The sequence below is a fragment of the Paenibacillus sp. FSL H7-689 genome (assembly GCF_000517905.1).
Taxonomy (GTDB): domain Bacteria; phylum Bacillota; class Bacilli; order Paenibacillales; family Paenibacillaceae; genus Paenibacillus; species Paenibacillus amylolyticus.
Window position 1 is genome coordinate 1 of the sequence record NZ_ASPU01000008.1, and the last position, 19421, is coordinate 19421.

18 protein-coding genes and 1 rRNA gene are annotated in these 19421 nt (G+C 47.5%); 18 read left to right on the plus strand and 1 reads right to left on the minus strand.

Going from position 1 to position 19421, the window contains the following annotated elements; translation table 11 throughout:
• Positions 1–141: 141 nt before the first annotated feature.
• From rrf to pssA, 9 genes are all read left to right on the plus strand, one after another.
• A 5S ribosomal RNA gene (rrf, locus tag C170_RS05350) occupies positions 142–258 on the plus strand.
• Between the two features lie 178 nt (positions 259–436).
• Positions 437–1612 (plus strand): GNAT family N-acetyltransferase, encoded by a 1176-nt coding sequence (locus C170_RS05355; protein WP_036607133.1) that lies wholly within the window; start codon positions 437–439, stop codon positions 1610–1612.
• 461 nt (positions 1613–2073) lie between these two features.
• On the plus strand, positions 2074–2535 hold the full coding sequence (locus C170_RS05360) for a CtsR family transcriptional regulator (RefSeq protein ID WP_036607135.1): 462 nt from the start codon (positions 2074–2076) through the stop codon (positions 2533–2535).
• Positions 2536–2566: 31 nt separating this feature from the next.
• Positions 2567–3091 (plus strand): UvrB/UvrC motif-containing protein, encoded by a 525-nt coding sequence (locus C170_RS05365; protein ID WP_036607138.1) that lies wholly within the window; start codon positions 2567–2569, stop codon positions 3089–3091.
• A gap of 28 nt (positions 3092–3119) precedes the next feature.
• Positions 3120–4190, plus strand: a complete 1071-nt coding sequence (locus tag C170_RS05370; protein ID WP_036607140.1) for a protein arginine kinase — start codon at positions 3120–3122, stop codon at positions 4188–4190.
• A gap of 185 nt (positions 4191–4375) precedes the next feature.
• A complete protein-coding gene (locus tag C170_RS05375) occupies positions 4376–6838 on the plus strand; it encodes an ATP-dependent Clp protease ATP-binding subunit (protein WP_036607223.1) in 2463 nt (820 codons plus the stop codon).
• 272 nt (positions 6839–7110) lie between these two features.
• Entirely contained in the window at positions 7111–8478 is a 1368-nt protein-coding gene (gene radA / locus C170_RS05380) for a DNA repair protein RadA (protein ID WP_036607142.1), read from the plus strand.
• A gap of 13 nt (positions 8479–8491) precedes the next feature.
• Complete coding sequence (gene disA / locus C170_RS05385; RefSeq protein WP_036607144.1) at positions 8492–9568, plus strand: DNA integrity scanning diadenylate cyclase DisA; 1077 nt, start codon at positions 8492–8494, stop codon at positions 9566–9568.
• 45 nt (positions 9569–9613) lie between these two features.
• A complete protein-coding gene (gene pssA / locus C170_RS05390; protein WP_017692048.1) occupies positions 9614–10345 on the plus strand; it encodes a CDP-diacylglycerol--serine O-phosphatidyltransferase in 732 nt (243 codons plus the stop codon).
• Positions 10346–10470: 125 nt separating this feature from the next.
• On the opposite strand, the gene C170_RS05395 is transcribed toward pssA, so the two are convergent.
• Positions 10471–10866 carry a hypothetical protein gene (locus C170_RS05395; RefSeq protein WP_017692049.1) on the minus strand — a complete coding sequence of 132 codons (396 nt, stop codon included), beginning with the start codon at positions 10864–10866 and terminating at the stop codon, positions 10471–10473.
• Between the two features lie 173 nt (positions 10867–11039).
• Between C170_RS05395 and C170_RS05400 the strand changes: the two genes are divergently transcribed.
• The 9 genes from C170_RS05400 to C170_RS05440 all read left to right on the plus strand — a co-directional run bounded on the left by C170_RS05400 (position 11040) and on the right by C170_RS05440 (position 19301).
• The gene (locus tag C170_RS05400; protein ID WP_036607148.1) at positions 11040–12125 is read left to right on the plus strand and encodes a PIN/TRAM domain-containing protein; all 1086 of its coding nucleotides are present in this window, start codon (positions 11040–11042) and stop codon (positions 12123–12125) included.
• A gap of 82 nt (positions 12126–12207) precedes the next feature.
• The gene (gene ispD / locus C170_RS05405) at positions 12208–12903 is read left to right on the plus strand and encodes a 2-C-methyl-D-erythritol 4-phosphate cytidylyltransferase (RefSeq protein ID WP_036607150.1); all 696 of its coding nucleotides are present in this window, start codon (positions 12208–12210) and stop codon (positions 12901–12903) included.
• Entirely contained in the window at positions 12900–13376 is a 477-nt protein-coding gene (ispF, locus tag C170_RS05410; protein ID WP_017692052.1) for a 2-C-methyl-D-erythritol 2,4-cyclodiphosphate synthase, read from the plus strand. The genes ispD and ispF overlap by 4 nt, the downstream gene beginning before the upstream one ends.
• A gap of 33 nt (positions 13377–13409) precedes the next feature.
• Entirely contained in the window at positions 13410–14867 is a 1458-nt protein-coding gene (gene gltX / locus C170_RS05415) for a glutamate--tRNA ligase (protein ID WP_036607153.1), read from the plus strand.
• Between the two features lie 538 nt (positions 14868–15405).
• Positions 15406–16065 carry a serine O-acetyltransferase gene (cysE, locus tag C170_RS05420; RefSeq protein ID WP_036607155.1) on the plus strand — a complete coding sequence of 220 codons (660 nt, stop codon included), beginning with the start codon at positions 15406–15408 and terminating at the stop codon, positions 16063–16065.
• A gap of 42 nt (positions 16066–16107) precedes the next feature.
• Positions 16108–17508 (plus strand): cysteine--tRNA ligase, encoded by a 1401-nt coding sequence (gene cysS, locus C170_RS05425; protein ID WP_036607158.1) that lies wholly within the window; start codon positions 16108–16110, stop codon positions 17506–17508.
• A complete protein-coding gene (locus C170_RS05430; protein ID WP_036607160.1) occupies positions 17505–17984 on the plus strand; it encodes a Mini-ribonuclease 3 in 480 nt (159 codons plus the stop codon). Before cysS ends, C170_RS05430 begins: the two co-directional genes overlap by 4 nt.
• 43 nt (positions 17985–18027) lie before the next feature.
• Entirely contained in the window at positions 18028–18774 is a 747-nt protein-coding gene (gene rlmB / locus C170_RS05435) for a 23S rRNA (guanosine(2251)-2'-O)-methyltransferase RlmB (protein WP_017692057.1), read from the plus strand.
• 5 nt (positions 18775–18779) lie between these two features.
• Positions 18780–19301 (plus strand): NYN domain-containing protein, encoded by a 522-nt coding sequence (locus C170_RS05440; RefSeq protein WP_036607162.1) that lies wholly within the window; start codon positions 18780–18782, stop codon positions 19299–19301.
• Positions 19302–19421 lie beyond the last annotated feature (120 nt).

Genomic DNA, 19421 nt, shown 5'->3' on the forward strand with positions numbered 1-19421 from the left:
AGGCTGGGGGTGGAAGTGCAGCAATGCATGGAGCTGACCAGTACTAATCGGTCGAGGGCTTATCCAATAGCAAGTTGTCATTCGCATGTTTCGTTTCGAATCTAGTTTTCAGAGAACGATCTCTGAAATGTAAGCTACGCGTTTGGTGGCGATGGCGGAGGGGTTCCACACGTACCCATCCCGAACACGACCGTTAAGCCCTCTAGCGCCGATGGTACTTGGACCGCAGGGTCCTGGGAGAGTAGGACGGCGCCAAGCGAAGAACCACTGCCGATGTTATTCGGTGGTGGTTTTTATTTGTTTATTTTAGGGGATGCGAAAGCATCTCTTATTTGACTTTGTAAGAATCCTCTGACACACTCTAAGGGGTACATATATCAGATATCAGGCCATGATTTGGATTGATATAACTCTAGCGAATGGGGTGTAGGACAACATGGAAATTCAGAAATTGACGGTAGATGATTTTGAACCGGCGATGGCACTCTCCGAATATGCTTTTCAAGTAGTAATGAGTGAAGAACAGAAAGAAAAACGGCGGAGTCAATTTTCGTCACAGGATATATGGGGTGTATATGAGGACGGGCAGCTAGGAGCCAAACTTCACATCATTCCTTTTCAAACCTATATTCATGGCAGATCGTTCGAGATGGGCGGTATTGCGGGTGTTGCCACCTGGCCAGAGTATAGACGCAAAGGCTGGGTAGCGGGTCTGCTGAAGCATGCGTTGGAAGAAATGAATCGTAACAAACAGAGCATATCATTCTTGCATCCATTCTCTTTTGGTTTCTATCGGAAGTATGGATGGGAGACGTATGTTGAATTTAAACGTTATAAAGTACCTACAGCTCATTTGCCTCTGAAAAAAGCGACACCTGGAACGATTCGACGTGGGGATCCAGGCCTCAGCATATTAAAGGAAGTATACAGTGCTTATGCTGAGCGTTATAACGGAACTCTGGTTCGGGATGATGCAAGGTGGGAGAATTCAGTTCTTGTTAATGGGACCAGCCAGAAGGCTGTATATTACGATGAAGCTGATGCAGCACAAGGTTATCTTTTATATGAGGTTAAGGAAAATAAATTTACCATTAAAGAGATCATCTATCTGAATGAAGAGGCTAGGCAAGGGCTGTGGACCTTTATTGCTAACCATGATTCCATGATCCAGGAAGTTACGTTGCAGGCGCCTGCCAGTGATACGCTTGCCTTCCAATTGGATAATCCACGGATTCAGCAGGAGATTGTACCTTATTTTATGGCGCGTATCGTTAGTGTAGAGCAGTTTATATCCCAGTATCCATTTGCAAGCCAGGACTCACCGGTGCAGATTGTACTTCAGGTAGAAGATGCCCACGCTCCATGGAATGAAGGGGTATGGCAATTAAACGTGGCAATGAACGGAACAGCGTCCATATGGAAAACATCGGAGCCAATTACTGATGATCAGATCATTAAGGTGGATATTCAATCCCTTACCGCGGTCCTGATGGGATATCGCAGACCAACGGAAATGGCACGAATCGGAAGAATTCACGGACCGAACACAGCAATCAAGGCTTTGGAACAAGCGATTCCTGAACGGGAAACCTATTTGCTCGATTTCTTCTGATGACTATTCCCACTGCTCCATTTAACTTGATTAGCTTATATAGAAATACGGCGTGATTGAAAGACCAATGGACTTCTCCAGCAATTTTGGGGAGGTTTTTTTGTGTCCGGGGAATATTTCGTGTAAAATCGTAAAAAATGAATAGTGACCCCACTTGGCAAAACCACAAAATATGCTATAATGGTTATAAAGTCAAAGAAAGTCAAAGTCAACTAAAGGTTTAATACTTAAGTAGCTTTCTTTCTACAATCTGATGCATGATCGCCAATATACGGGATTCATTTCATCAGAGGATCAAGGGAATATTAAAGGACCTTCGTGCTTCCTTCGCTCTCCTGTTGGCACCTGTGGAAGCAAGATTCGCTGTTTCCCTGATTGGTTAAATGGGTAGAGAAGGTGTACTCTGTGGGGGCGTGTGGGTCCTTATTGACTTAACGTTTCAGACAGTGGAGGATGATTGGATGCGTAATATCTCTGATATTATCGAACGATATCTGAAGAGTATTTTGCATGAAAGTCCCGAAGGAATGGTTGAAATTCAGCGTAATGATCTGGCAGATCAATTCTCATGTGTACCTTCCCAGATCAATTATGTCATCAGCACACGTTTTACACTCGAGAAGGGATACCTGGTAGAGAGTAAACGTGGCGGTGGTGGTTATGTTCGCATACAGCGCATTGAATTACCGGCCCAATCAGCTCTGCATAATCATTTGCACCATAGTATTGGTGAAGAGATCGGGCAGACAGCTGCCGAAGGTCTGATCTATCAATTGGAAGAAGCGCGCTTCTTGAGCAAGCGGGAAGCCGGGTTGATGCGAGCTGCTGTATCTAGAGAGGTTATATTGGTCAAACTTCCTTACCGGGATCAAATTCGTGCCAGAATGTTGAAGGCGATGTTAATATCTTTGCTCGGTAAATGAAAACTATCGGGGTCAAAGGAGGTACATCAATATGCTGTGCCAAGAATGCAATAAACGTCCGGCGACACTTCATTTTACGAAAATCGTAAATGGAGAGAAGACGGAATTCCATATTTGTGAGTCATGTGCCCGTGAAAAAGGGGAAATGATCCCTGGAACAGCAGGTGGGTTTTCCATTCACAACTTGTTGTCCGGATTGCTTGATTTTGATCCAGCCGGCAAAAGTGGATCGGCAGGAACACCACCTGCAAAAGCTCTTCAATGTGAAGAGTGTGGTATGACGTACGCACAATTTAGTAAGATAGGACGCTTCGGCTGCAGTTCATGTTATAAATATTTTGACAGCCGTCTGGATCCTTTGTTCAAGCGGGTTCATGGTAATACGTCCCATGTAGGCAAAGTGCCTGCACGAGCTGGTGGTCGCATCAAGGTGAAACGGCAAATCGCTGATCTGAAGCGTGAGCTCCAGGAGAGCATCGCGCAAGAGGAATTTGAAGAGGCGGCCCAGATCCGTGACCAGATCAGAGGACTTGAAAAAGGAATAGCTCAGGAGTAAAGTTTGTCATGAGTAGGAGGGATGCGTAATGCCTAATCTGCGCTTTACAGAGAAGGCGCTCAGCGACTGGATGCGCAGTGATGCGGCTGATTCCGAAATTGTCATTAGCAGCCGTGTCCGGATTGCACGCAACCTTCAGCATGTTCCGTTTCCGATGCTGGCTTCCAATGAGCAATCGGAAGAGGTGCTGAATAAGCTGAGCGAAGTACTTCAATACGATGACGTTCATGCCTTTGGGGATTTTCATACGTTGGATCTGATCGATATTGACGAACTCGACAAACGGGTGCTGGTGGAGAAACATCTCATCAGTCCAAGTCTTGCGAATGAATCCAGGAATGGTGCGGTTATTCTCAGTGAGGATGAGTCTGTCAGTATTATGATTAATGAAGAGGATCATCTTCGTATCCAGTGCCTCTATCCGGGGTTCCAGGTGAAAGAAGCCTGGGAGAAAGCTTCCGCAATAGATGATGCTTTTGAAGCGCATGTGGATTATGCTTTTGATGATCGCAGAGGATACTTAACCAGCTGTCCTACTAATGTAGGTACAGGTGTCAGAGCATCGGTTATGATGCACTTGCCTGCCCTCGTGATGACACAGCAGATAGGCCGTATTCTAACCGCAGTTTCCCAAGTGGGATTGACGGTAAGAGGAATATACGGTGAAGGTAGCGAGGCGATGGGTAACCTGTTCCAGATCTCGAACCAGATTACATTGGGACAGACCGAACAGGAAGTCATTGAGAACCTGCATGGTGTTGTGTTACAGATGATTGGTCATGAACGTACAGCCAGAGAACGGTTAATTACCGACTCCAGACTGCGGATTACGGATCGTGTCATGCGTTCTTATGGCATATTGTCTCATGCAGCTATTGTTGATTCCAAGGAAGCTGCACAGCGCTTATCGGATGTACGCCTTGGCGTGGATCTCGGATTGTTGGATGGACTGTCCATTACGGTAATGAATGAGTTGAATGTCATGACACAGCCGGGGTTTTTGCAGAAAACATTCGGGGAAGATATGCGCACAGATGAGCGTGACATCTACCGTGCTCAGTTGATTCGTGATACGATCAATGCAGCGAAGCAGTCCTAGTTTAGCCTGATATTGTATTGAATTATGGTTTCATGCCGCATTGCGGCTTTTATATAATAAGGCATGTACAAATGCCGAATGACTTTATTCGCAGCACGGCTGCAAACAAAAATGATATGAAGAATACGACGGTTATTTCATTATATGACCCTCGTTTTATCCAAAACCATGGAGGTGCAGGAGATATGATGTTTGGAAGATTTACGGAACGGGCCCAAAAGGTGCTCGCACTCGCGCAGGAAGAAGCTGTCCGTCTCGGTCATAATAACATCGGTACTGAGCATATTTTGCTCGGCCTCATTCGTGAAGGCGAAGGCATCGCAGCCAAAGCACTGATCGGCCTGGGACTCGGATTGGAAAAAATTCAGGATGAAGTAGAAACGCTGATTGGCCGTGGCCAAGAGCAACCTACCAACATTGCATATACGCCACGTGCGAAAAAAGTAATTGAACTGTCTATGGATGAAGCTCGTAAATTGGGCCACACTTATGTAGGCACAGAGCATATCCTGCTTGGATTGATTCGTGAAGGCGAGGGTGTTGCAGCACGTGTGCTCAATAACCTGGGAATTAGCCTGAACAAAGCACGGCAACAAGTGCTGCAATTGCTTGGCAGCAGTGAAGCTGTATCCAGTCATAATGGCACACCTGCCAATGTAAGTACACCAACGCTGGACAGTCTGGCACGTGATCTCACGGCTTATGCGAGAGAGAACAACCTGGACCCAGTCATTGGACGTAGCAAAGAAATTGAGCGTGTCATTCAGGTGCTCAGCCGTCGTACCAAGAACAACCCGGTATTGATCGGTGAGCCAGGTGTAGGTAAAACAGCGATTGCTGAAGGCCTTGCACAAAAAATCATTGCAAATGAGATTCCGGAAACATTGCGCGACAAACGTGTAATGACCCTGGATATGGGTTCTGTAGTCGCTGGAACCAAATATCGTGGTGAGTTCGAAGATCGTCTGAAAAAAATCATGGATGAGATTCGCCAAGCAGGTAACATTGTCCTGTTTATCGACGAATTGCATACCTTGATTGGCGCAGGCGGAGCTGAAGGTGCCATCGATGCTTCTAACATTTTGAAACCGGCTCTGGCCCGTGGAGAATTGCAATGTATCGGTGCGACAACACTGGATGAATATCGTAAATACATCGAGAAGGATGCAGCGCTTGAGCGTCGTTTCCAACCGATTACTGTAGATCAGCCTTCTCCGGAAGAAGCGATTCAAATCTTGCACGGCTTGCGTGACCGTTATGAGGCGCATCACCGCGTGAAAATTACGGACGAAGCAATTGTGCAGGCGGTTAAACTGTCTGACCGTTACATTACAGACCGTTTCCTGCCAGATAAAGCGATTGACCTGATTGATGAAGCGGGTTCCAAAGTAAGATTGAACTCTTACACGATCCCACCAAACCTGAAACAACTGGAAAGCCGTCTGGAAGATATCCGTAAGGAAAAAGACGCTGCAGTTCAAAGTCAGGAGTTCGAAAAAGCAGCAGCTCTGCGTGATACGGAACAAAAAATCCGTGAAGAGCTGGATGTAACGAAGAACCAGTGGAAAGAGAAACAAGGTCGCACCGATTCCGAGGTTACTCCTGAGGATATCGCACAAGTGGTAGCCAGCTGGACTGGAATCCCTGTGAACCAACTGAAAGAAGAAGAGACACAGCGTCTGATGAATCTGGAGTCTATTCTACATGAACGTGTCATCGGTCAGGATGAGGCAGTGAAGTCTGTCAGCCGTGCGGTTCGTCGTGCTCGTGCGGGACTTAAAGATCCAAAACGTCCGATGGGTTCATTCATTTTCCTCGGCCCTACAGGGGTAGGTAAAACAGAACTTGCTCGTGCTCTGGCTGAAGCGATGTTCGGCGATGAAAATGCAGTAATCCGGATTGATATGTCCGAGTATGGTGAGAAGCACTCGACTTCCCGACTTGTCGGAGCGCCTCCAGGATATGTTGGGTACGAAGAAGGTGGTCAGCTGACAGAGAAAGTTCGTCGCAAACCATATTCCGTAGTCTTGCTCGATGAAATCGAGAAAGCACATCCAGAAGTATTCAATATCTTGTTACAAGTGCTTGAGGATGGCCGACTGACGGATTCCAAAGGTCGCGTCGTTGACTTCCGCAATACGCTGATTATCTTGACATCCAACGTGGGTGCCGAAGCGATCAAACGTAACTCTACACTGGGCTTCACTGCAGTTGTAGATGCAGGAGCAGATTATGACAACATGAAGGGGAAAGTAATGGATGAGCTGAAGAAAAGCTTCCGTCCAGAGTTCCTTAACCGGATTGATGAAATTATCGTGTTCCATTCACTCGAAGAAAAACACATCGCTGAAATTGTTACGCTTATGAGTGAAGAACTTCGTAAACGACTGCTCGAACATGAGGTCGATTTCGAACTCACTGATAATGCCAAGTCTTTCCTTGCGAAGTCAGGCTTTGATCCAGCTTACGGTGCGCGTCCGCTTCGTCGGGCAATCCAGAAGCATATCGAAGACAAATTGTCCGAAGAGTTGCTCACAGGTAACGTAACCAAAGGGGATTCATTGCTCATCGACGAAGAGAACGGTGCACTGTCTGTTACGAAAAAAGACGTGGTCGTTCCGTCCAATGAGGAAATCGAAACTAAATAATATTTAGCAAGCTTTGGAGTTAAACCTCAGCTTGTATTGATCCATAATCCTTAATCAAATCCTTCTCGGCTTCGGCCGGGGAGGATTTTTTGCACTTTGGACAGAAGACGGACATGATTATGTCAGGAACATGTGTAAAGTTTGCGATAATCCTTTACGAAAAATCTCAAACAATGGTAAACTTTTAGTAACCCTGCACGTCAGGGAGTTTGGGTGAAATTCGTCGAATAATGCAAAATGCTGTTATAAAATTAAATTATAGGAGTGCTGAAGTGGCCAAAGTTAAAACCAAGTTTCAATGTACGGAATGCGGCTATGAAGCCCCCAAGTGGTACGGTAAGTGTCCAAGTTGTCAGTCATGGAATTCAATGGTGGAAGAAACAGAGACGGTGGTCAAAACACAAGGGAGAAATTCTCCTCTGTTTGACAGTAAAGATAAACCGCTTCCTATCATAGATATAGATAGCGGTCAGGAACCGCGTGTACAGACTGGAATCGGAGAGTTGAACCGGGTATTGGGAGGCGGAATCGTTCCGGGTTCACTCGTTCTGGTGGGCGGAGATCCGGGTATTGGGAAATCAACGTTGATGTTGCAGACGTCCCATGCTTTGACGCATTCGGGTTTGCGTGTGTTATATGTTTCCGGTGAGGAATCAGTCAAGCAAACCAAATTGCGGGCAGACCGTCTCGGGGCACTCTCTGCCGAGTTGTATGTACTGTGTGAAACCAATATGGAACGTGTAGAGGAAGCGGTGGATCAGATCCAGCCGCATTTTCTGGTCATCGACTCCATTCAGACGGTATATCTTCCCGAAGTTACCAGTGCGCCGGGTAGTGTAGCACAGGTAAGGGAATGTACGTCAAGGTTCATGCGGATTGCCAAAGGCAGAGGCATTGCAACGGTTCTTGTGGGGCATGTTACCAAAGAAGGTGCTATTGCCGGTCCACGTATGTTAGAACATATGGTGGATTGCGTGCTTTATTTTGAAGGAGAACGGCATCATACTTATCGCTTACTGCGTGCGGTGAAGAATCGTTTTGGTTCCACCAATGAGATTGGTATTTTTGAAATGGGCGAAGATGGACTTCGTGAAGTGGGCAATCCGTCCGAACTCTTTTTGTCGGAACGTCCACTAGGGGTAGCAGGTTCAACGGTAGTTGCAAGTATGGAGGGTACACGCCCTCTGCTTGTGGAATTGCAGGCGTTGATCTCGACGACCCATTTTCCTTCTCCCCGCCGTATGGCAACAGGGGTAGATCTGCATCGATTAAATCTGATTATTGCAGTGTTGGAGAAACGAATGGGTATGTTCTTACAGACCCAGGATGCATATCTGAACGTGGCTGGTGGAGTACGATTGGATGAGCCCGCTGTAGATTTGGCGGTTGCCGTCAGCATTGCATCCAGTTTGAGAGATGTACCGACCAAGCCGGATGACGTTATCTTTGGCGAGATTGGTCTGACAGGTGAAGTTCGAGCCGTATCACGGGCCGAACAACGAGTGAAGGAAGCCGCAAAGCTGGGCTTCAAACGAGTCATTTTACCAGAAAAAAGCTTAAAGGGCTGGAAACATCCTCGCGGGATACAACTGATCGGTGTGAATACCGTGGCAGATGCACTAGCGGTTGCTTTAGATTAGGGGGCATAACAAGATGAAAGATATGAGCCAACTGGATAATATGAATGAGTTGTTAAGGCTGATCGCACCAGGTACACCTTTCCGCGAAGGTCTGGAAAATGTGCTGCGCGCCAAGACGGGCGCACTGCTTGTTGTAGGATACAGCCCTGAAGTAATGGAAGTGGTGGATGGGGGATTCTCGATTAACTGTGATTTCTCCCCGAACTATCTGTATGAACTCGCCAAGATGGATGGAGCCATTATTCTTAGCGAGGATTTGAAGCGTATTCTTTACGCCAATACCCAGTTAATCCCGGATTCATCTATCTCTTCATCAGAGACGGGGATTCGTCACCGGACGGCAGAGCGTGTAGCAAAGCAAACGGGTAAATTGGTCGTATCCATATCGCAGCGCCGGAATATCATTACCTTGTATCAGGGAACACTTCGTTATTCCCTCAAGGAAATCGGGGTTATTTTGACCAAAGCGAATCAAGCGATCCAAACCCTGGAGAAATACAAAGCGGTATTAACACAGTCCCTTACGAATCTGAGTGCTTCGGAATTTGAGGAATTAGTAACGATTCCTGAAGTGGTTAATGTGATTCAGCGTACCGAAATGGTGATGCGGATCAAAACGGAAATCCAACGGTACATTCATGAACTCGGGAATGAGGGACGACTCATTTCCATGCAAATGGAAGAACTTGTGGGTACAACGGAAGAAGAAGCCTGGTTATTGTATAAAGACTATGCCCGTGACGACAGTGATGACAAAATCCGTGAAATTATCGTGGGACTGAAAAGATTGTCGGACGATGAGTTGCTGGATGCACATCATATTGTCCGTCTGCTCGGCTATCCATCATCAGCGGCTACTTCTGAGGATTCGGTTGCCCCTCGTGGATTCCGGGTATTAAATAAGATCCCCCGCCTGCCCAATGTCATTATCCATAATCTGGTGGATCAATTCGAACAATTGCCTCATGTTATTATGGCTACAATTGAAGAACTGGACGAAGTGGATGGTATTGGTGAAGTTCGTGCCCGGACCATTAAGGAAGGCCTCAAACGTTTGCAGGAGCAGATGTTTATCGACAGACAGATGTAAGGGTTTGCCTATATAAAGGCTTGAAATGGATGAGGTGAAACAACGATGCTAACCAGATTCATTCCGAATCTCTTTACCCTGGGTAATCTGTTTCTTGGAATGATGGCAATTTTGCTTGCGATTGATGGAAATTACAGTTTGGCTGCCATTATGGTCATTGTAGCGATGCTGCTGGATGGTCTGGATGGCCGAGTGGCACGTGCACTCAATGCCCAAAGTGAATTCGGCAAGGAACTGGATTCCTTGTCTGACATGGTTTCCTTTGGTGCAGCACCAGCCCTGATCATATTTATGGTGTCGTTTCAAGATTCGATGCCGATCCTCGCCTGGATCGCAACAGCGGCTTTTCCGATCTGTGGAGCCATTCGTCTTGCTCGATTTAATGTTCGTCCGGGTATTCCCGGATACTTCACAGGTCTGCCGATACCGGCAGCCGGCGGGGTACTGGCCACACTGTCCTTGTTCAATAAGGATATTGGCCCAGTTAGCATGATGATTGCTACATTGCTGTTATCGTATCTGATGGTGAGTTCGCTTAAATATCCCAATTTCAAAAAGGTCGGGTTGCCACGCAAGGCAATCTGGATTGCACCATGGGTTGTGTTATTTGCCATAGCCGTAGCCGTTATTTTCCCAGAGCAGTTATCCAAATTGATCTTTATTCCGCTGGTGTTATACGCCTTGTATGGAATGAAGCATAATGTGCGAACAGCGGCCTCGCGTAGTCGGGCGAAAAAGCGCAAGGATGAGAAATCCTCCCGTCCTTCCGATCGTTAAGTCGCCTTGGGGACAACACTATACAAAGAAAGCACGTACTCTCCTGAACTGGAGAATGCGTGCTTTTTGTTTATTCAGATCTATTTACGGTAAAAGAAACCCTTACGGACGACATACATATCTTCTTACGACAGATTAAACATCCCTAACGTTGAACACTTCTGTGATTCGTGATTTACGACCTCTTCCATGTTAATGTCCAGCAGATTGCAGAGAGCCGACATGTAGAACAGGTTCCGCCCTAGCTCAGAGCTGATGACCTCTCTGCAGTTCTCACACAACTCACCTTCCACATGCGTTTCCAGCAGGCCCTTGGTTTGAGCGATATCGCTCTCCGGGGCATATTTCTGCTTGGTGGCGTGCAGCTCGATGCAGCCGCATTCGGTAATGGCTTTGGACACGGCACGGTTAACAGACGCTCCGGCTTGTCCCGTTTTGGACAGTACATCAATCAGGCTGCGATGACGCAACAACAGTTCAGAAACTTGATCCTGGAAAGCCTGTAAACTTAGCGTACTCATTTTGCCACTCACCTCGGGATATGAATTGAATTCATTATATGCCAATAATTTACCTACTTTCAACTGACGATTGCAACATTTCCAAAAAGTTCTTCCAGATGGGATTAGTAATTCAGGAATTGGATCATACTGGATATAAAGATCAAGATACATTGAAGGAGGTGCAGGGACTAATGTGGAAAAAAGGCATTTTAACTTTTACAGGATTGTGCGGTGCATGGTTCGGCTACACGGCATATCATCTGGCAGGAAAATCGGTCCCATGGATGGCGGAGTGGATTCAGTCAGCAGGATTACTGGGAGCTGGTATATCGACGCTGCTGGGAGCTGTAATGTTTATGGCTGTATGTAATATTGGTGGAACATTGATGGCAGACAGGCTGCATAGTGGAATTAATTCATTGGCAAAAGTACCTATGAACGAATTGGCTGCAGGTGCTGCAGGTACAGTTGCAGGATTGCTCGTGGCCTTGTTGCTCTACCCTGTTGTGGGATGGATGGGGACGGCAGGAGAAGTGCTGCAAGTGGCGCTGACGGTGATTAGTGCTTATTCCGGTTATGCCCTTGCCATGGCGAAGAAAGACGATCTAGGGGCCTTCTGGATGACTGGACGATGGGGTCATCCCGAGGTGGACGAGGACAGACGGATGGAAGAACATAAAATTCTGGATACCAGTGTTATTATCGATGGGCGTATCGCTGATATATGCAAAACCGGATTTATTGAAGGCACGATCGTAATTCCGGAATTTGTTCTGGAGGAGTTACAGCATATTGCCGATTCATCGGATCTGCTCAAGCGGAACAGAGGACGGCGTGGACTGGACATTTTGAACAAAATCCAGAAGGAACTTGATGTAAAAGTCCTGATCTACGAGGGGGATTTCGAGGAAATCTCCGAGGTGGACAGCAAACTGGTTAAACTGGCTAAAGTGCTTCAGGGCAAAGTGGTCACCAATGACTTTAACCTGAACAAAGTGTGCGAACTCCAGGGTGTATCTGTGTTGAATATTAATGATCTCGCCAATGCGGTTAAGCCGGTTGTTCTGCCAGGTGAGGAGATCATGGTGCAGATCATCAAGGATGGCAAGGAGCATGGTCAAGGTGTAGCCTATCTGGATGATGGCACAATGATCGTTGTGGAGGGCGGACGCGAGTATATCGGCATGATGATGGAAGTGCTGGTGACCAGTGTGTTGCAGACTTCAGCGGGACGAATGATTTTTGCCAAGCCGAAACTGTTGGAAAAAGCCCAATAAAGCGGTATGATGGGTAGTGTATCGTTGAATGATATTGTATATCTTTGGACGATAAACTGACAGACAAGGCAGGGATTGCGGCATGGATAAAGGGTGGGGCGTTGTCATTGTGGCAGCAGGTCGCGGAACCCGGATGGGGACGACCGAGAGCAAACAGTTTCTGTTGCTGCAGGACAAGCCCGTTTTCATACATACGCTTGAGGTATTTGCTGCGCTGGACGAGATCCGCGAGATGGTGCTGGTCACAGGAACCGCAGATGTTGAACGCTGCCAGGATTGGGTAAAAGAATACCAACTGGATTCACGTGTCCGTGTTATCCCCGGAGGGAAAGAGAGACAACATTCTGTCCATAAAGGCCTTGAGGCACTTGGGACGGATTGGGTTCTCGTTCACGACGGGGTACGTCCTTTTGTGAACCATGAGCAGATCAAGGGATGCATGGCGGCCGCCATAGCCGGTGGTGGAGCAGCTGTACTGGCGGTTCCCGTGAAGGATACGATCAAACAAGTGAATGCGGAAGGAGTCGTTACGGCGACGCCAGACCGCAGCAGTCTGTGGAGCATTCAAACCCCGCAGGCTTTTCGTCTTTCTTCCCTGCTCTCCGCCTACGAATCAGCTGAGCAGGACGGATTTCTGGGAACAGATGATGCCATGCTGGCTGAACGTCAGGGAATGTCGGTCAAGGTTGTGGAAGGCAATTATACCAATATCAAATTAACAACGCCGGAAGATTTGAAATATGCTGCGTTTTTGCTGGGGGGAGAGAAGAAGCGATGATACGTGTAGGACAGGGATTTGATGTACATCAGCTGGTAGAGGGACGCCCGTGTATTATTGGCGGAGTAACGATTCCTTATGAAAAAGGCCTGCTGGGTCACTCGGACGCAGACGTGCTGTTGCACGCGATCAGTGATGCCATTTTGGGTGCACTGGCACTTGGGGATATTGGCAAGCACTTCCCGGATACCGATCCGGAATTCAAAGATGCCGACAGCCTGAAATTGCTGGAGCATGTATGGCAGCTTGTGAAGGATCGCGGGTATAAGCTAGGGAATATCGATTCAACGATTATTGCCCAGAAGCCAAAGATGGCTCCTTATATCCCACAGATGGCTGAGGTTATTGCCAAGGCACTGGAAGCGGATGTAACACAGGTGAACGTGAAAGCAACAACGACAGAGCAACTGGGATTCCCGGGACGGGGAGAGGGCATTGCCGCTCAATCCGTTGTTTGCCTTGTACGTGTGTGATATCATCAATCAATTAGTGACGGAGGGGATCATATGAGCACGGATATTCGTGTGCGTTACGCGCCGAGCCCAACGGGACACCTGCATATCGGGAATGCCCGTACGGCGTTGTTTAACTATTTATATGCCAAACATAATAACGGTAAATTCATTATTCGTATTGAAGATACGGACGTGAAACGGAATATTGCCGGTGGTGAAGAAAGCCAGCTGAAATACCTGAAATGGCTCGGAATTGAGTGGGACGAAAGTATTGACGTGGGCGGAGAATACGGACCATACCGTCAAACGGAACGTCTGGACCTCTATCGTAAATATACGCAGGAATTGCTGGATAAAGGTCTGGCTTACCGTTGCTTCTGCACGGAAGAAGAATTGGAGCAAGAGCGCGAGGAACAGTCAGCACGTGGAGAAACACCGCGTTATTCTGGCAAACACCGTGACCTGACTCCAGAGCAAATTAGTGCGTTTGAAGCGGAAGGCCGCGTAGCGAGTATTCGTTTCCGTGTGCCGGAAGAGCGCACATATACGTTTGATGATATGGTTAAAGGCACAATCTCGTTCAACAGCAAGGAATCCGGTGATTTCGTCATTGTGAAAAAAGACGGCATTCCCACATACAACTATGCCGTTGCTGTGGATGATCACTTGATGAAGATCTCCCACGTCCTGCGTGGGGAAGATCACATCTCGAACACGCCGCGTCAACTGATGATCTATGAAGCGCTTGGCTGGGAGCCACCGCAATTCGGTCATATGACGTTGATCGTGAATGAAAATCACAAGAAGCTGAGTAAACGGGATGAGTCCGTTATCCAGTTTATTGAGCAGTATGATCAGCTCGGCTATTTGCCTGAAGCGATGTTTAACTTTATTTCCTTACTCGGCTGGTCGCCGGAAGGGGAAGAAGAGATCTTCTCGCAAGAGCAACTGATCTCCATTTTTGATACGAAACGTCTGTCCAAGAGCCCTGCGGTATTTGATACCCACAAGCTGGCGCACTTGAACAACCACTATATCAAACATGCTGACCCGGAACGTATTGCCGAAATGGCCATTCCGCATCTGCAAAAGGCTGGACGTATTTCTTCCGAGCTGTCTGCTGAACAAAAAGAATGGGCTTATACGCTGGTACACCTGTACCAAGAGCAGATGAATTCTGCCTCCGATATTGTCGAATTGTCGGAAGTATTCTTCCGTTCCAATCTGGAGCTTGAAAGTGAAGGAGAAGCAGTGCTTGCGGAGGAGCAGGTGCCAACTGTACTGAAGGCATTTGCGGATAAAGTACAGGCGAGCGAAGAGTTTACTCCAAGCAAAATGGCTGCATTGATCAAGGAAGTACAGAAAGAAACCGGCTTTAAGGGCAAACAGCTCTTTATGCCAATTCGTGTAGCCTTGACTGGACAGACGCATGGACGGGATTTGAACCAAACGATCGTGCTTCTGGGTCGTGATACGGTGATCGAACGTTTGCTTGCACAAGTAAAATAATCTTAGTCGAAGACATTCCGTTTATTTGGAATCTGAACACAGTCCTACGATGGATAGATTACGTAGGAGGCTGTTGTCAGTCTGAGGCCTTTTCGCTATAATAACAACACAACGAATAATTGATATGATGTATCTAATAGAACAGCAAAGATCGGGAGGAGTAGACTGACCCGGACAGATTCAGAGAGGATGGTCCCGTAGCAAAGAGAGATTTCTTTGGATGCGGTGGCTGTGAACCATCCACTGTCCATCAGTCGAAATGCGCCCGTGAGCTGCACAGCCGAATCCGGCCCCGCCTTTGTCGATCATGACATGGGAAAACGTTAGGATAGGTTGTGACGATTGGTTTCCGTTACCAAACCGCTTGAGGGCTCATTCTATTTAAGAATGGACCGAGCAGAGTGGGACCGCGATAAACGCCTCTGCAGCTAAATGCTGCAGGGGCGTTTTTTTGTTTAGGCGAGTGTGCAGTACACTACCAAGGAACGCGCCGTCCGGTAAGCCGGAGGACGGGAACCTGAACAAGAGGGGAACGAGCATGTTCAAGAAGATCAGATCAGATATCCAGGCGGTGTTTGAAAACGATCCGGCGGCCCGAGGTTGGTTTGAGGTGGTATTCACCTACTCAGGGCTGCATGCGATATGGGCACACCGGATCGCTCATTTTTTATACAAGCGAAGATGGTTCTCGGTTGCCCGGTTCATTTCGCAGGTTAGTCGTTTTATGACAGGAATTGAGATACATCCTGGAGCTACGATCGGAAATCGGTTGTTTATTGACCACGGAATGGGCGTCGTTATTGGAGAAACATGTGAGATTGGCGATGATGTCGTTATCTATCAGGGGGTTACCCTGGGCGGAACAGGGAAAGAAAAAGGAAAGAGACATCCGACCATTGGTAATAATGTGGTTATCTCATCCGGAGCCAAGGTGCTGGGTTCATTTAGCGTGGGGGATCAATGTAACATTGGTGCGAACTCTGTTGTGCTTAAGGAGGTCCCTTCCAATAGTACCGTAGTAGGTATACCGGGCAGAATTGTTAAACAGGATGGCCGACGGGTAGATCGCCTCAGTCAGCAATTGCCCGATCCGGTCGTTGACTCCTTGCGCGGTATGCAAAAAGAACTCGAACGATTGCAAGAAGAAGTACGTACACTGCAAAATGCCCGTGAAAATGAGACTGTGCGTGATACGTGATACAATAAATAAAGGCAGTATAGGATGAAAGGATAAGTGACCATGACGCTTCAGATTTATAATACGATGAGTCGTACCAAAGAGGAATTTGTTCCTCAAGAGCCAGGGAAAGTAAAAATGTATGTCTGCGGACCAACGGTATATGACTACATTCATATCGGGAATGCACGCCCGGTTATCTTTTTCGACACGGTTCGTGGATACCTGGAACAGACAGGGCATGATGTGAACTATGTGGTGAACTTCACGGATGTGGACGATAAGTTGATTCGCAAAGCAGAACAACTTGGAACAGACGTTCCTCACGTGGCTGAGAAGTTTATTGCTGCCTATTATGAAGACATTGAGGGATTGGGTATTCCCAAGGCAAGCAGCAATCCGAGAGTAACGGAAAACATGCCGCTGATCATTGATTTTATCCGTGAGCTGGTTGAAAAAGGATTTGCGTATGAAAATGGCGGTGACGTCTATTATCGCACAGGCAAATTCAGCGAATATGGCAAACTTTCGAAACAAAACCTGCAGGAGCTGCAATTTGGAATCCGTGTGGGTGTGGACGAGCGCAAAGAGCATCCCGAAGATTTTGTGCTCTGGAAGGCTGCAAAACCAGGTGAAATCTATTGGTCCAGTCCTTGGGGCGATGGTCGACCAGGGTGGCATATTGAGTGCTCCGCCATGGCTAGGGAGTACCTTGGGGATACACTGGACATTCACGGGGGTGGACAGGATTTGCAGTTCCCGCACCATGAGTGCGAATGCGCCCAATCCGAGGTGTTAACAGGTAAACCACTTGCGAACTACTGGATGCATAATGGATTCATCCGGATTGATAACGAGAAGATGTCGAAATCACTCGGTAATGGTGTTCTGGTTAAAGACTTGCGGAATCAATATAAACGCGAAGCGATTCGTTATTTCATGTTGTCTACCCACTACCGCAACCCATTGAACTTCACGGATGATACGATGGAGCAGGCACAGAACAGTGTGGACCGGATTGCAAATGCGGTAGGTAACCTGAATCATCGTCTGAATGCGGTGACTGTAGATCAGGATATCACAGCAGAGTTTGCGGCAAGACTCGACCAAATTCGTCAGCAGTATCACGAAAAGATGCAGGACGATTTCAATACTCCTGATGCGATCACTGCGATGTTTGAGTGGGCAGGGGAAGCCAACCAACTGTTGCAGCAAGAAGTAGTTAATGCGGCAGACATTCGTGCACTCCTCGAATTGTTCAGTGAATTGAATGCTGTGCTGCGCATCTATACTGACGCAGAGCCAGAACTTCTGGATGAGGAAGTAGAACGTCTGATTGAAGAGCGTGTAGAAGCGCGCAAGTCCAAAAACTGGGCAAGAGCGGATGAAATTCGCGATGAATTGTCTGCACGTGGCATTCTGCTTGAAGATACGGCGCAGGGCATGAGATGGCGGCGCAAATGAGCGAGGGACATCCAAATACACCAAAACAACAGGAGCAGGTCACAGAGGGAGGATGGTTCCCATATCCTCCTTCCAGACCTGCGAGGTTGATTCCACCTATTGCACTGGCCTATATTGGTGATGCGGTATATGAGGTAGCTGTTCGTCAATATCTGTTGTCGAAGGCCAACATGCGTCCCAATCATTTGCACCGTAGTGCAACCGGGTTGGTATCAGCGAAGGCACAGAGCCGCATACTTACAACGATTGAGGCTGAACTGACAGAGGAAGAACGTGATATCGTCCGGCAAGGGCGGAATGCCAAGTCGGGTAGTGTACCCAAAAATGCAGATGTGTTGGAATACAGACATGCCACGGCTTTTGAATGTCTCATTGGTTACCTCTACAGCAGTGGTCATCATGATCGCATGATTGAACTGATCGGGCTTGGCATTGAGCACGCGGAACAACAATCGCCATCACCGACAAAAAAATAGAAATTTCAACAAAACAACGCATTACAGAGAGGATCGAACAACGATGGAAGAAGAATGGATCGCCGGTAAACACTCCGTGACGGAGGCGCTGCGTTCAGGCCGGACCATTAATAAAATATGGATTGCCGATACAGCACAGAAACATCTGACTCAACCTATTATCTCGGAAGCTAAAAAACTAGGTATTGTCATTCAACACGTGGACAAGCGTAAGTTGGATCAAACGGTACCAGGCATTCAGCATCAGGGGGTAGTTGCTCAAGCAGCACCTTACGCTTATGTGGAGGTAGAAGACATTCTTGCCGCAGCAAAAGCGAAGAATGAGCATCCTTTCCTGATTCTGCTGGATGAGATTGAAGATCCTCATAACCTGGGGTCAATTTTGCGGACAGCAGATTGCACGGGTGCGCATGGCGTTATTGTACCGAAACGTCGCTCGGCAGCGGTAACCGTGACAGTATCCAAAACATCAGCAGGCGCTGTGGAGTACGTGCCAGTGGCTCGTGTAAGTAATCTTGGTCAGACCATCGATCGCCTCAAAGAGGAAGGTGTATGGGTTGTAGGGACAGATGTCACGGCTCATGAAGGTGTCTTTGGTAATGGAGTCTTTACTGGCCCTGTGGCATTGGTAATCGGAAATGAGAACAAGGGAATGGGACGGCTTATTCGTGAGAAATGCGATGTGCTGATCAAATTACCAATGCAAGGTCAGATTAATTCCCTGAATGCTTCCGTGGCAGCCGGGGTTGTCATGTATGAAGTGCTCCGTTCGCGTCAAGCGCAGGAATAGAAGGTATGGCTGATTCCCGTGATGTGCTTCTTGTAGACGGGTACAACATGATTGGTGACTGGCCGGAATTAACCAAACTGGCGGAAAGTGGGCTGGAAGAGGCGCGTAACAGGCTTCTCTTTCGTCTTGCAGATTACCAGGCATTCTCCGGCCGTCGAGTCATTGTTGTGTTTGACGCCTACCTCGTGCCTGGACTCGGTAAATCCTTTACTCAGAGCAAAGTGCAGATCTATTTTACAAAGGAAAAAGAGACGGCAGACGAATGCATTGAGAGACTCGTTCGGGAACTAAGCATGCGAAGACGCCAAATCTATGTGGCTACGAGCGATATGGTAGAGCAACATGTCATTTTTGGACAGGGAGCGCTACGCGTATCTGCAAGGGAGTTACTAATTGAAGTTGAGCAGAACGAAAAAGAATTAAAAAAACGACTGGAAGAAGATCAGGCGAAGACCACGCGTAACACACTCGGGGGTAAGTTAAGTCCCGATGTATTAAAAGAGTTTGAGCGATGGCGCCGGGAATAACAGCACGTTTTTACAAAATTTAGAATATTGAAACTCTTGACATTTATGTTATTGATGTTCTTTTTTAGGCAGAGCGTGGTTGACGGTGTGAGGTACCATCATATATACTGATCCTATATT

Excerpts from the sequence above, each read along its gene's own strand:
- C170_RS05440 (WP_036607162.1), top strand. The coding sequence starts at position 18,780 with ATGGCTGATTCCCGTGATGTGCTTCTTGTAGACGGGTACAACATGATT.
- rlmB (WP_017692057.1), top strand. The coding sequence starts at position 18,028 with ATGGAAGAAGAATGGATCGCCGGTAAACACTCCGTGACGGAGGCGCTG.
- C170_RS05400 (WP_036607148.1), top strand. The coding sequence starts at position 11,040 with ATGTGGAAAAAAGGCATTTTAACTTTTACAGGATTGTGCGGTGCATGG.
- C170_RS05365 (WP_036607138.1), top strand. The coding sequence starts at position 2,567 with ATGCTGTGCCAAGAATGCAATAAACGTCCGGCGACACTTCATTTTACG.
- cysE (WP_036607155.1), top strand. The coding sequence starts at position 15,406 with ATGTTCAAGAAGATCAGATCAGATATCCAGGCGGTGTTTGAAAACGAT.
- C170_RS05375 (WP_036607223.1), top strand. The coding sequence starts at position 4,376 with ATGATGTTTGGAAGATTTACGGAACGGGCCCAAAAGGTGCTCGCACTC.
- ispD (WP_036607150.1), top strand. The coding sequence starts at position 12,208 with ATGGATAAAGGGTGGGGCGTTGTCATTGTGGCAGCAGGTCGCGGAACC.
- disA (WP_036607144.1), top strand. The coding sequence starts at position 8,492 with ATGAAAGATATGAGCCAACTGGATAATATGAATGAGTTGTTAAGGCTG.
- C170_RS05355 (WP_036607133.1), top strand. The coding sequence starts at position 437 with ATGGAAATTCAGAAATTGACGGTAGATGATTTTGAACCGGCGATGGCA.
- C170_RS05360 (WP_036607135.1), top strand. The coding sequence starts at position 2,074 with ATGCGTAATATCTCTGATATTATCGAACGATATCTGAAGAGTATTTTG.
- C170_RS05395 (WP_017692049.1), bottom strand. The coding sequence starts at position 10,866 with ATGAGTACGCTAAGTTTACAGGCTTTCCAGGATCAAGTTTCTGAACTG.
- C170_RS05430 (WP_036607160.1), top strand. The coding sequence starts at position 17,505 with ATGAGCGAGGGACATCCAAATACACCAAAACAACAGGAGCAGGTCACA.
- gltX (WP_036607153.1), top strand. The coding sequence starts at position 13,410 with ATGAGCACGGATATTCGTGTGCGTTACGCGCCGAGCCCAACGGGACAC.
- ispF (WP_017692052.1), top strand. The coding sequence starts at position 12,900 with ATGATACGTGTAGGACAGGGATTTGATGTACATCAGCTGGTAGAGGGA.
- cysS (WP_036607158.1), top strand. The coding sequence starts at position 16,108 with ATGACGCTTCAGATTTATAATACGATGAGTCGTACCAAAGAGGAATTT.
- C170_RS05370 (WP_036607140.1), top strand. The coding sequence starts at position 3,120 with ATGCCTAATCTGCGCTTTACAGAGAAGGCGCTCAGCGACTGGATGCGC.
- pssA (WP_017692048.1), top strand. The coding sequence starts at position 9,614 with ATGCTAACCAGATTCATTCCGAATCTCTTTACCCTGGGTAATCTGTTT.